Origin of the sequence: Pseudoalteromonas sp. bablab_jr010 (genome assembly GCF_016464105.1) — a bacterium.
Classification (GTDB): Bacteria; Pseudomonadota; Gammaproteobacteria; order Enterobacterales; family Alteromonadaceae; genus Pseudoalteromonas; species Pseudoalteromonas simplex.
In genome coordinates this window covers 1-12,982 of record NZ_JACDWV010000054.1, presented here as the reverse complement: position 1 = coordinate 12,982, position 12,982 = coordinate 1, and the positions used below count along the sequence as shown (strand labels likewise).

The 12,982-nt window shown below is 41.5% G+C and carries 12 protein-coding genes; 11 read left to right on the top strand and 1 reads right to left on the bottom strand.

The annotated features are described in order from the left end of the window. Window positions 1-462: 462 nt before the first annotated feature. The 3 genes from JIG37_RS03640 to JIG37_RS03630 all read left to right on the top strand — a co-directional run bounded on the left by JIG37_RS03640 (window position 463) and on the right by JIG37_RS03630 (window position 3,323). Entirely contained in the window at window positions 463-1,296 is an 834-nt protein-coding gene (locus tag JIG37_RS03640) for a tyrosine-type recombinase/integrase (protein ID WP_063528612.1), read from the top strand. Beyond that, complete coding sequence (locus JIG37_RS03635) at window positions 1,293-2,381, top strand: IS91 family transposase (protein WP_063528616.1); 1,089 nt, start codon at window positions 1,293-1,295, stop codon at window positions 2,379-2,381. The genes JIG37_RS03640 and JIG37_RS03635 overlap by 4 nt, the downstream gene beginning before the upstream one ends. Before the next feature lie 345 nt (window positions 2,382-2,726). After that, a complete protein-coding gene (locus JIG37_RS03630; RefSeq protein ID WP_004589546.1) occupies window positions 2,727-3,323 on the top strand; it encodes an HD-GYP domain-containing protein in 597 nt (198 codons plus the stop codon). Window positions 3,324-3,570: 247 nt separating this feature from the next. Here JIG37_RS03630 and JIG37_RS03625 read toward each other — a convergent pair whose 3' ends face one another. Then, window positions 3,571-3,924 carry a DUF3147 family protein gene (locus JIG37_RS03625; RefSeq protein ID WP_028834937.1) on the bottom strand — a complete coding sequence of 118 codons (354 nt, stop codon included), beginning with the start codon at window positions 3,922-3,924 and terminating at the stop codon, window positions 3,571-3,573. A gap of 84 nt (window positions 3,925-4,008) precedes the next feature. Here JIG37_RS03625 and JIG37_RS03620 point away from each other — a divergent pair, with 84 nt between their 5' ends. The 8 genes from JIG37_RS03620 to JIG37_RS03585 are packed head-to-tail and all read left to right on the top strand — an operon-like array spanning window position 4,009 to window position 12,753. Further along, the gene (locus JIG37_RS03620) at window positions 4,009-4,392 is read left to right on the top strand and encodes a BlaI/MecI/CopY family transcriptional regulator (protein WP_028834938.1); all 384 of its coding nucleotides are present in this window, start codon (window positions 4,009-4,011) and stop codon (window positions 4,390-4,392) included. Window positions 4,393-4,394: 2 nt separating this feature from the next. After that, window positions 4,395-5,384 carry a M56 family metallopeptidase gene (locus JIG37_RS03615; protein ID WP_028834939.1) on the top strand — a complete coding sequence of 330 codons (990 nt, stop codon included), beginning with the start codon at window positions 4,395-4,397 and terminating at the stop codon, window positions 5,382-5,384. 13 nt (window positions 5,385-5,397) lie between these two features. Further along, complete coding sequence (locus tag JIG37_RS03610; RefSeq protein WP_028834940.1) at window positions 5,398-6,723, top strand: TolC family protein; 1,326 nt, start codon at window positions 5,398-5,400, stop codon at window positions 6,721-6,723. 16 nt (window positions 6,724-6,739) lie between these two features. Further along, the gene (locus JIG37_RS03605) at window positions 6,740-7,972 is read left to right on the top strand and encodes an HlyD family efflux transporter periplasmic adaptor subunit (RefSeq protein WP_028834941.1); all 1,233 of its coding nucleotides are present in this window, start codon (window positions 6,740-6,742) and stop codon (window positions 7,970-7,972) included. 10 nt (window positions 7,973-7,982) lie between these two features. Continuing rightward, window positions 7,983-11,126, top strand: coding sequence for a CusA/CzcA family heavy metal efflux RND transporter (locus JIG37_RS03600; protein WP_028834942.1), 3,144 nt, complete (start codon window positions 7,983-7,985; stop codon window positions 11,124-11,126). After that, entirely contained in the window at window positions 11,116-11,811 is a 696-nt protein-coding gene (locus JIG37_RS03595) for a HupE/UreJ family protein (protein WP_028834943.1), read from the top strand. Before JIG37_RS03600 ends, JIG37_RS03595 begins: the two co-directional genes overlap by 11 nt. Before the next feature lie 43 nt (window positions 11,812-11,854). Further along, on the top strand, window positions 11,855-12,379 hold the full coding sequence (locus JIG37_RS03590; protein WP_028834944.1) for a hypothetical protein: 525 nt from the start codon (window positions 11,855-11,857) through the stop codon (window positions 12,377-12,379). 41 nt (window positions 12,380-12,420) lie between these two features. After that, the gene (locus JIG37_RS03585) at window positions 12,421-12,753 is read left to right on the top strand and encodes a DUF6488 family protein (RefSeq protein WP_028834945.1); all 333 of its coding nucleotides are present in this window, start codon (window positions 12,421-12,423) and stop codon (window positions 12,751-12,753) included. Window positions 12,754-12,982 lie beyond the last annotated feature (229 nt).

The following is a 12,982-nucleotide window of genomic DNA, read 5'->3' as shown; positions in this document are numbered from 1 at the left end:
CAATCTGGCGCAGATCTCATCGTAGAGCTGGGACTAATGTTAGTCTCTAATAGACTCTGAATACATTAGCGCAAACCATCTCCGTTATTTTTAGTTATTAACTTGCAAAACGGGGCGTACCATACATTCTGTCCAAAAACGTGTTGAGGCGAATGCCTCAAAAGAGCGATAACCGGTCATTGAGGATGGCTAAATTTTGGGCTAATTAATAGATAAAGTTGTGTCGTTTATTCATATAGTCAAGCAAACGAGCAACGCGTATATCCTACATTTAAATTTATTTAAAATCTTGAAATACCCTCGGTTATTTGTTGGAATGTGGATAGATGAGCTTGAAGTCAGCAAAAATATGCGTGATGAGCGCACTATTAAATTGTTGAACTAAGCCGCTACGCGGAGATCCTATTCTTATAATTTGAGCCACACTTACCTTGGGGTTATCCCATAACTTGGAGGTAAGTCATGAATACACTCATTGAACAAGTCAAAACTGAAATAGCCTATCGTGGTTATTCGCAAAGTACATGTAAAAGCTACTGTGAACATTTACTAAAACTCAGTCATTATTTTAATAAACCGCTCGATTCGATTACTGATGAGGAACTTAACGCCTTTTTTAACGATCCTGCGATTCGTAAACTTTCTAGAGCAAGCCAAAAAATACAGATAAACAGTATTTGGTTCTTGTTTAAGAATATTTTACATCGGCCACTTAACTTAGATATTGTACTGCCAAAAGTAAAACTTCGCGCACCCACGTATTTATCGCGCGATGACATGCGACGGCTTATAGAAAGTTGCACCGATATGCGCTTAAAAACATTGATTATGGTGTGCTATGGGTGTGGCTTACGTATTAATGAACTGCTACGCATTAAAGTGCAAGATATCGATGGACAGCGTAAAACTATTTTAATTGAACAAGGTAAAGGGGATAAATCACGCTATGTGGTTGTATCAGATAGCGTGCTGGCTCAATTACGTTGTTATTGGAAAATGTATCACCCAACAGGTTGGATGTTCTATTCACGGTTATTAATGGATAAACCTATGTCAGCATCAACCTTCAGGAAGCCATTGAGAAAACATGCACAAGCGTGTGGCTTAAAGCACTGTAATCCACATACTTTACGCCATGCTTATGCAACACACCAACTTGAATCAGGTATGCCACTTCATCAACTGCAACATCAGCTTGGCCACAGTGATATTAAAACCACACAAAGTTACTTACATTGGTTACCAGAGTTAGGTCATGGCGGCATTGATTTGCTTGCGAGCTGGAGTAAACAATGAACGCCTTACACCTCGCTGATATTTTAAACTCAAGCTTTGAGAGTTATCGCCAACATCATACGGTGAGTTATCAACAACTGCGCGTGTGTCAGCACCTTCAATCATGCAGAACGGGTCAGCTCGGTTATCAAGCATGGCAATGTGATAGCTGTGGGGAGTCGCAAAAGATTGGATGTAGCTGTCGAGACCGTCATTGCCCGCGTTGCCAAGGCATGGCTACGGCTAAATGGGTGCAAAAACAGCAGGAGGATTTATTACCATGTAGGTATTTCCACCTTGTTTTTACACTCCCTCATGAGTTGAATATCATTGCTCACTATAACCCAAATGCGTTGTATCAGTGTTTATTTAAAGCGACATGGCAAACGCTAAGTAAATTTGCGAAACGGAAAAAGCATGGTCAGTTAGGCATGACAAGCGTACTGCATACGTGGGGGCAGAACTTAAGTCAGCATATCCACTTGCATTGTTTGATACCCGCAGGGGCGCTAAATAAAGCGCACTGGCATGAAATAGAAAAAGGCTATTTATACCCCGTAAAAGCGTTATCAACAGTCTTTAGGGGTAAAATGCTAGCGGAACTCAATGAATGCGATAGTTCATTCGCGAAGATAAACACCCCAACAAAGTGGTGTGTGTATAGCAAAGCCTGTTTAACGTACAGTGAAAAGCTAGTTAGTTACCTTGCTCGTTATACCCGAAAAGGCGTGATGTCAGAATCGCGATTAGTGTCAGCGACTGAAGAAACAGTGAGCTTTAAATACCGCGATTATGCAGATAACAACCGCGATAAAGTCATGACTCTGAGTTGTGATGAATTTTTACGGCGCTACTTACAACATGTATTGCCCAAAGGGTTTATGCGCATTCGCCACTATGGCTTTTTAGCTAATGCGTGTCGCAAGCGAAAGTTAGCATTAATAAGGTCACAAGAATCACACAGAGGTAAAGTGGAGAAGCTAAAGACAGAAAACGTAACACTGATACCGCATTGGCCTTGCCAGTCATGCAAGGTGGGTATTTTACGATTTATTGGTGTGATGAATTCAGATACGCCGACAAATGAAATAGTGCGAACGAGTTAGCAGCCTTGCTTGCTGCTTAAAATCAATGAGTTAACCTGCTTAATTGCTCAGGCTAACGACCTCTGCGTGCGTAAAAATATAATTGCTTCTTAAGGCAAATTTAGGTGTAATGGAAGCATAATAAACGCTGAGTAAAGCAGGGATAGCTTAGATACGATAGGCTCGCCAGTAACGTTGGCTTGATATCGCTTAGGCCAGAAAAAGCAAATTCCCATAGCATAAACAACACCAACTCTGACACACCGAGTAGGTAGCGGCTCAGTCCAACAAGCGATTATGCAACACAAACTGCGTGTCGCATAAATACTAAAATGTTAGGCGTTGCTGAACAAGGAGAGATATTCAATGGCTTTTGCCCTCGCACCAGATCAAGAAAATGCTTACCCATCACTCATTACGGCATTGTGCGCGCGCGATGCGTATACTAGAGGCCATTGTGACCGCGTCTGTGCGCTTGCGTTGGAAGTGGGGCGTGCGGCCGATTTGAGTGCCCCCTCATTAGATGACTTGCGTATTGCCAGTCAATTACACGACGTGGGTAAGATTGGAGTTCGTGATACTGTTCTCTCGAAGCCTGGAAAGCTCACACCTGATGAAAGGGAAGAGATAAAGGCTCACTCGGTTATCGGTGAGAGAATAATTAGTGAGACATTCCTGACAAACAGAGACGAGGTCGCGTCTATTGTCAGACATCATCATGAAGCATTTGATGGAAGCGGATACCCGGACGGACTGGCTGGTGCCGATATTCCCCTGAGTAGTCGAATACTTTCGATCATTGATGCGTATGATGCACTGACGACTAGCAGGCCATACCGCATGGCTAAATCGCACCTTGAAACTATGAATATCTTGAAGCATGAAGTGGACACGAAGTTTGATCCAAATATTTTTTTGTTGTTTACAAAAGTCATAAAGGCCAGTTCGGCACGTGCCTCGTAAACGCTCGTTCCTAGAATACGGTGAACGCTGCCTAAAAAGTCTCTGCAGATGACATTTGATCCGCCACCCACTTTTTTGCTAACGCAAAAGCAGGCGTTGTCTCAAATGCACCTGAGCTCAGGCGTTGCTAATGTCTGCAATTGGCACAGAGCCGTCCTTCGGCTCTAACTCATTTATGCCCCATTACGCGTTAACGTAAATACTCTAATGGCAGCTGTGGGGCGAACAACGGACCTTGCTGTTAACCTCAAGGAAGCAAATCTATTCCAAACTGCTTCAGCAATAAAGAAAACAGCCAAAAGCAAATTACAGTTATTAATGAGCTGATGAGTAACGATAGCCAAAAACTGTAGCGCTGCATCAGCATGGGGAAAAGTAAAAACATGGGCAATGTGGGAAGTACATACCAAAAGGTGTACCAAGCGTGATTGGCTATTTTCTCTGACGGCTGCTTTTCAACATATAACCAAATCATGGCTAAAATTGTGACTGTCGGTAAGGCCACTATTAGTGCGCCTAGTTTATCATTTCGTTTTGCTAGCTCTGATGCCGCGACAATGACCGTAGCGGTGATCAAATACTTAGTTATTAGCCAACCCATATAATGTCCTTAAATGAAAAAACCGATTGCCTATCGGTTTTTGTTGTGACAATATAGCCAACGAATTAAATAGAGTAAAGTGTTATGCAGTTAGGTGAACTAGAAAAGTTAGTGCTTCAACATTTCTGGAATGTGAAAGAAGCGGATGCAAAGCAAGTACATAAAGTACTGGGGTTAGCTCGTGGTAATTCGTTAAATACTATCCAAAGTACGCTTGATAGGTTATTTAAAAAAGAATTACTTAAACGCACTAAACAAGGCCATGCGTATTGTTATTCAGCCAGAGTAGATCGTGAAGGCTTAATTGCTCAACTTATTTCAAATGTAACCAGTGACTTTGTTGATGATGGTGAAAATAGCTTAATTGCTGCGTTCAGTTCTGCTTCGGCACAGCTTAATGACGAACAACTCGATACATTAGAAAAAATGATCGAGAAACAACGCCAGCTTAGAAAGGAGCGGGCTTAATTATGTTAGTTGGAGATATGGCAATCGTTCTAAATTTGCTCAGTGTTTCAGTGCTTGCATTTGTGATAGGTATTGCAACTGTTGCTGTCGTATCTCGTTTTGTGTTGTTCAGACTCGAACAAGTCAGTTTTAATAGTCAAAAGTTTATATTGTGGTCACTAGTGAGTGCACCTTGGTGGATAGCCTTTTCTTGTATTAGTTACTTTATGCCTTACTCGTTAGGGTTTGATAAAGTTTTTAACATAAGCTGGTTCGAAGATTTTGCCCATTGGCACCATATCGATATTTTTAGCTTTTCAAGTTGGCACGCGTTAACCTTACTTTTAGCACTAATCTATTTAGCTTGGCGCGTAACTAAGACTACCTTTGCTAGAACCAAACAGTCCATCGCATTATCGAGTTTACTAAGCTTTACTGATGCACAAGATGCTAGGACGACTAATGGCAATCAATATTTATTGATGCCTGTTAAAGTGCCTGTTGCCTTTACTACAGGTTTTATATCTCCCAAGATATATGTATCAACCGGACTACAAACCCAAGTTAGCGATGAACAACTTAATATCATCGTTAATCATGAACTGGCTCATGTAACGGCAAGAGACCCGTTATTTAAAGTGCTTTTCACGGCACTTGCCAGCTTCTATCCGTCACGTATAAAACAAACCCTAATCGAGCAATATGTCTTAATGACGGAAAAGATGGCCGACAATGAGGTCACAAAAGAATACGACCACCTTGATATCGCACAGACATTAATTGATGTCGCTAGACTTCAAAAAGCACTTCCTACGGATTGCGATCAGGCGTCTGTTAGCTACTTCGGACATGATTACACGAGTCTTCGTGTTGAAGGTTTATTAAATCCAATTAATAAACCGTCACTTACTACTTTCATCATTACTCTAGCATTATTGGCAACTATGCCAGTACTAGCGGCATCCACTGTCGATAGTTTTCATCACTTTATCGAAACTTTTTTCATCCATTAATTAAGGATATGGAATGAGATTTAATCTTTATAAAAGCAACAGAAAAAAACCGACTGGCAATCGGTTTTTGGCTGTTGGTCTATTTTTAACAACGGGGGCTGGTTTAGTAACATCAACTCCCTTTTTGGCTAATGCGCAAATCCAGCAGCAATCACAGTCATCACATCAGGTTATAAATTTAAGCAAGGCTGTGACCATGACTCTACAAAGTCATCCTGAATTAAAAGCCTTGATAGCTCAAGAAGCCTTGTGGCAAGGTAATATCGAGCAAGCTGGAATTGGAGAGCGTCCTCAAATAGGTTTAATGATTGAAGATGCGTTAGGGACTGGTGAGCATAGTGCATTAAAAAGTATGCAATCAACGCTCACCTACTCTTGGTTGCTTCAACAAGATCAAATTGATGGCAGAGTTAATGCGGCAAAAAGCCAAGCAAGTGCAGTAATAGTCGAGCAAAAAATAAAAGCCCTCGATTTATCTGCGATTGTTGCTAAGCAGTTTGTTGAAATCTTGATAAAACAAGAGCGCCTGAAACTCAATAAATTAGCGGTATCTCAGGCACAGGAAGTGGTTGACGCTATTGCCAAAAGAGTAAAAGCAGGCAAAAGTTCTAATGTCGAAATGCGCTTGGCTCAAGCTGAGTTGGTTCGAAGAAATCTCGCTGTCGAAGATTTAGAGCACGAATTAAAAGCCAGCCATTATCAACTGTCATCCTTATGGGGTAAGCCTCAGGCAGAGCTTAAGTTAACGGGGAATTTAGTGCTTAAGCCGGAAATTCCATCTGTAGAAAGCCAGCTAAACAAGCTTAAGCAAATCCCGCAAATACAGCAGTTTGCTGATGAACAACGTATCGCCCAGTCTCAAATGGAACTCGCACGTATTGAAGCCAAACCTCAGTGGCAATTCACTGCTGGACTAAGACGATATGAAACGACCGATGATTTTGGTTTAGTGGCGGGTGTCTCTATTCCTTGGGGAAGTGAAAATAGAAATGCAGGAACAATAGCTGCCTTACTCGCAAAACAAGATGTTCTGGCAAGTCAGCAACAAGCGTTAATGCAGAAACTTGATGCACAGCTTTATGTGCTATTGCAAGAAATGGCGCATTCCCACCATGTCATTGAAACGATTCAAGCTGAAATTATTCCTGTACTAGAAACCGCATTGACTGAAGCAAGTCAGGCATTTGATATCGGCAAACTTAGCTACAACCAGTGGAGTGATATCCGTAGAGAGCTACTCAGCGCCCAAAATCAGTTACTTGATTCTTATCAATCTTTGCACTTACAACATATTGAAATTCAACGCCTAACTGGCGTGTCCGTTAGTGATAGCGAGTAGAACCGTGAGCAAACTTATGAAAAATAAAAATATCCTGTCGTCATTGAGTTTGGCGATACTTATCTCATTAACAGGCGTCGTCGCACCTAATGCTATTGCGGCATCATCACCTGCGGCTGAGCAAGCTGAACCAGAGAAAGGTCCACACCGTGGGCGCATGTTACGAGAAGGTGATTTTGCAATTGAACTCTCTATTTTTGAAACAGGCGTGCCGCCAGAATTTCGTGTTTGGGCAACAAATGAAGGGCAACCTATTGACCCAGCGAAAGTTAGTTTAAACGTAAAGTTAATCCGTCTAGGCGATGGCACTGATGATATTAACTTCAATGCCCAAGGTGACTTTCTTCGCGGTGATATGGTGATTTATGAGCCTCACTCTTTTGTCGTTGCCATTGAAGCAACTTATCAGGGTAAAAAGTACAATTGGCGATATGACAACTTCGAGGGTCGCACCACAATTGAACAGGCAGTTGCCGATGCAATGGAAATCAACACTGAAATTGCAGGCCCTGCGACAATTCATCAAACCATTCCTGCTTATGGAAAATTAAGTTTACCTGTGGGCGCTAAGCGAAACATTGCAGCGCGTTTTGATGGTGAAATCACCAAATTACACGTCAATTTCGGTGAAATCGTTAAAAAAGGGCAAACGCTATTCACAGTAGAAAGTAATGAAAGTCTTAAGCCCTACGTTATTAAAGCGCCCATTAATGGTGTTATTACCCAGTTATTCGCAAACGCGGGTGAGCAAACCAATGGTAAAACCTTACTCACCATTACCAATTTTAATCGCCATATTGCCAAATTAGCGGTTTATCCTTCGGATTATTCCAAGGTTAAACTGGAAACGCCAGTTACGTTAAACATTGAAGGTCATAAGAACCCCCTTGTAGGTGAGGTGTCATTTATTGAGCCAAGCGTGAGAGATGATCAAGCAAGAATGGTTTGGGTTGAATTAGCAGATGCTGAACTTGCAGAAGGAAACTTCGTTAAAGCAAATATTGAAGTAGCAACAATCGATGTGCCGCTTGCTGTTAAGCGTGTTGGTTTGCAAAGTTTTAGAGATTTCACCGTTGTCTATGCCAAAGTCGGTAAACAATACGAAGTCCGTATGCTTGAGCTTGGAAGAGCCGGAGGTGAATGGATTGAAGTTCTAGGTGGATTAAAAGCAGGTACAGAATACGTGGCTGATAATAGCTACATCTTAAAAGCCGACATTGAAAAGTCTGGCGCATCACATGATCATTAGGAGCGTATAAATGTTGGAATCAATTTTACGCTTTTCAATAAAGCGCAAATTCCTTGTGATGGTGATGGTACTTGCTGTTTCAGGGCTTGGTATCTGGAACTTTACCAAACTACCCATTGATGCTGTACCAGATATCACCAATGTTCAAGTAATGATCAATACTGAGGCGGCTGGTTTTACACCTTTGGAAGTTGAGCAAAGAGTAACCTTTCCGTTAGAAACTGCGTTATCAGGTTTACCGGGCTTAACCTATACGCGTTCGGTTTCTCGCTACGGTTTATCGCAAGTGGTAGCGATATTTAGCGATGATACGGATATCTATTTTGCCCGTCAGCTAGTCAATGAACGTTTGTCTGCGGCACGAGCTGAGTTGCCTCAAAGCTTAGAGCCTCAACTTGGGCCAATAGCTACAGGTCTTGGTGAAATCTTTATGTTCACGGTTGATGCTGAGCCTGATGCAACACATGCTGATGGCACGCCTATTACACCAATGGATTTACGAACCGTACATGACTGGACCATAAGACCACAGTTAATGCGTGTACCCGGTGTTGTAGAGGTGAACCCTATAGGCGGATTTGAACGGGAGGTTTTAGTCGCCTTTAAACCTGAAAAGCTACTTGCTTTTGGACTATCACAAGCCGATGTGGTTAATGCCATCGCACAAAACAATCAAAATCAAGGCGCAGGCTTTATAGAGCAAAATGGCGCACAGTGGTTATTAAGGCTGCCCGGTCAGGTTACTGATATGACTGCCATTGGTAATATTCCGCTTAAGTCGCTTGATGGTTCATCAATTTATATAAAAGACGTAGCCGATATTGAAAACGGTAAAGGGCTAAGAACTGGTGCTGCTACACAAAATGGTCGTGAAGTGGTGATGAGTACGGTGTTCATGCTTATTGGCGAAAACAGCCGCACCGTTGCCCATGCCGTGGGAGAAAAGCTCAAAGAAATTAACGCCACTTTACCAGAAGGGATTGTCGCAACCGCTGTTTATGACCGCACTAAATTAGTTGATAAAACCTTAAAAACCGTACAGCTCAACCTAATTGAAGGGGCCATTTTGGTTATTGTTGTGCTCTTTGTACTACTAGGCAATTTCAGGGCTGCATTTTTAACCGCATTAGTGATCCCATTTGCCATGTTGATGACAGTAACAGGTATGGTGCATACAAGGGTGAGTGCAAACTTGATGAGTTTGGGGGCGTTAGATTTTGGTTTGTTAGTCGATGGTGCCATTATTATCGTAGAAAATTGTCTCCGCAGGCTAAGTCAGGCTGGAAATAACCCGTTATCGCTAAAAGAACGCTTAGAGTTAGTGTTCGAAGCAACAAGAGAAGTGATACGTCCCGCATTATTTGGTGTATTTATTATCACCGTAGTTTATCTGCCTATCTTCGCTCTTGAAGGCGTAGAAGGTAAGATGTTCCATCCAATGGCGATCACTGTAGTTATTGCATTACTGAGTGCTATGTTGCTTTCGGTAACCTTCGTACCAGCAATGGTTGCCTTACTATTTAAAAAGCCAGTAAAAGAAAAGCACAGTCCACTTATTCGTGGCGCTGCGGTCCTTTATAAACCTGCTTTGAAATGGGTATTGAAAGCACGTTGGTTAGTGATAATTGCGGCATCACTTTTAGTTATATTTTCTGGCTATCAAGCGACTAAGTTAGGTAGTGAATTTGCGCCTAATCTGGATGAAGGTGATATTGCCATGCACGCCTTACGTATTCCCGGTACGTCACTATCTCAGGCTGTAGCACTTCAGGAATCGTTAGAAGATAAAATTAAGCAAATGCCAGAAGTTGAACGTGTCTTTGCTAAGATAGGCACGGCAGATGTGGCAACCGATGCGGTTCCACCAAGTGTTGCAGATAACTTTATTATCTTAAAGCCTCGTGAATTATGGCCTAATCCAGACAAAACTAAAGCACAAATCGTAGAAGAATTGGCCGCACTTGTTGAGCCGATTCCGGGCAACCGCTATGAGTTCTTACAGCCCATTCAAATGCGTTTTAATGAGCTATTAGCTGGGGTTAGAGCCGAGCTTGCCATTAAAGTATTTGGTGATGATTTTGAAACTTTAACCGCATTAGGTGATGAGATAGAAGGTGCTATTTCGCAAGTTGATAACATTGCAGACATTCAAGTCGAGCAAACAACGGGATTACCACTGCTTAACTTAGTACCAAAGCGTGAAAAATTGATGCAGTTTGGTATTAGTATTAGCCAAGTGCAATCTCAAGTGGCAACTGCGATGGGTGGTACTGTCGCAGGTAAGTTTTATCAAGGCGATGTGCGCTCTGATATTGTAGTACGCCTAGCAGAATCAAAACGAAATAATATTGATGAACTTCCTTATTTACCGATTATGTTGGCTGACGGTCATTCAGTGCCACTGCAAGAACTTGTTGAAATTGAGCTTGTATCTGGTGCTAACCAAATTAACCGCGAAAATGGTAAGCGTAGGGTTGTGGTTACTGCCAATGTTCGCGGAAGAGATTTAGGAAGTTTTGTTGCGGATATCCAAACTGCAATTAATGAAAGTGTTGAAATTCCGGCTGGTTACTGGGTGGAATATGGCGGCACCTACCAAAAACTGCAATCCGCTTCTGAGCGACTGAGTATTGTTGTACCAGTCACCTTAATTATGATTGTCGGATTGTTGATACTAGCGCTTAGCTCATTTAAAGATGCAATGATCATCTTCACAGGTGTTCCATTAGCATTAACAGGTGGTATAGCTGCTCTATTGTTACGTGATATTCCGTTCTCAATTTCGGCAGCCGTTGGTTTTATTGCCTTATCGGGCATAGCAATTCTAAATGGACTGGTTATGGTGTCGTTCATTAGAGAGTTACGTAAAAATGGATTGGCACTTGATAAAGCAATATTTGACGGTGCACTTACTCGACTTCGCCCTGTATTAACAACCGCCTTGGTCGCATCATTAGGTTTTATTCCGATGGCTTTAAATACAGGGATTGGCTCAGAGGTTCAGCGACCTCTCGCAACAGTAGTCATTGGTGGCATTATTTCGTCAACGATTTTGACTCTGTTTGTCATTCCTGCCTTATACAGAATTTTACACAAAGAAAAGGAGTCTATTTTGACTGATGTTGAAGTATTGGAGTCTCAAGATGCCAAATAATATGATTAAAGCGTTAACCTATTTGGCAGTTGCGTTGCTGGCACTTGTTAGCATTGAAGCCTTTGCTCACGGTGTTGATGATAAAACCAGAGCGTTTTTGGAACAGAATACAGGTGTTCAGTTTATTCCATTCCTATACATAGGCGCTAAACATATGATAACGGGATATGACCACTTATTGTTTTTAGTGGGTGTTATCTTCTTTTTATATCGTAGCCGTGACGTACTGTTGTACGTCACCATGTTTACTATTGGACATAGTACAACTCTGTTATTTGGTGTGTTAAGTGACATACAGGTCAACGCTTATTTAATTGATGCCATTATCGGTTTTTCCGTAATTTACAAGGGCTTCGATAATCTAGGTGGCTTTAAGCGTTGTTTTAATTGGCAGCCTAATACCCAATGGGCGGTGCTGATTTTTGGTCTATTTCATGGCTTTGGTTTAGCTACCAAATTACAAGAATTTAGCCTAGCTGATGAAGGTCTTATTACCAACCTGATTGCCTTTAACTTAGGTGTTGAACTTGGTCAATTTGCTGCGCTCGCACTTATTTTGATCATGATAAATGCATGGAGAAAACTGCCGTCATTTCAACGTTTTTCGACAGTCACGAATACTGCACTAATGAGTGCTGGTGTGATGTTGATGGGCTTACAACTTACTGGTTACTTTACTATTTAATCGATTTTTAACTTATAGAAATACAGAAATAAAAGAGAATTTTATGCAACATACAGTTAGTACCAAAACACTCGTTAAAGCGAGTATTTCAGCAGTCGTTGTCGCGGCTATTGCACTGGTTACCTTTATCTTACCAGCAGAGTACAACATCGATCCGACAGGTATTGGCAACAAGTTAGGTTTAACAGCACTTGCACAAGCGGCTGAAATGGAAACAACGTCATTAGAGACAACTAAAGGCACGGATGAGTTTCAAACAATAGAAGTGACAGTCCCTGCGGGACGCGGCATCGAATATAAATTTTATATGAAGCAGCATGAAAAAATGACTTATGAATGGTTAACCGATGGTGCTCCATTGTACTTCGATTTACATGGTGAGCCTGAAGGTGACACAACGGGATATTTTGAAAGCTATGCTATTGCTACAACTAATGAAATGAAAGGCAGTTATACCACCCCATTTGCAGGCTCTCATGGTTGGTACTGGCAAAACAAATCAGATAAACCAGTGTCAGTACAGCTACTGGTTAAAGGGCAATACGAAGTTATTGGCCTTAAACAATAACGAATTTAACTTTACGAATTTCATACCAAATGGAGACTAAAATGAACAAACTAATATCAATCGTTGCGCTTTGTGGTGCCTTGCTAACTAGTAATGTACAGGCACATGGAGATCATGGTGTCATCAGCGGTCAGAAAGCTGTTATCATCGCTGCAACACATATTCAAAAAATGACGTTTAAAGACGCTGGTTTTGAAGTCGGTAAGTTAGATGAGTCATGGAAAAATATTGATAAGTCGCAACTTTCGATTGCTAGCGTTGAAGACAATTTCTATGTAGTTAGTGCATCTAATGCTAGCAACGAAGATAAGCTTTACTTCCAAATTGCAAAAAACGGTCAAGTTATATCGGTTAAAGATAAAAACGACTTTTAACAAAATAAGAAGGCACCTTTTGATAGAAGCAAGAGGTGCCTTTGTTTTGTACCAAGTCCGCTTTTGGCATAGAACCACTGGTCGGCTTTAACTCATTAATTAGATGGTACGCCCCACCCATTAGCTAAACTCATAGTGTTGGCTATTACAGGAGGAAACCATCATGTCAGTTGCAAAAGTCATAGGTATTGATTTAGGTAAATCAACCTTTCACCTAATTGGTCACGAT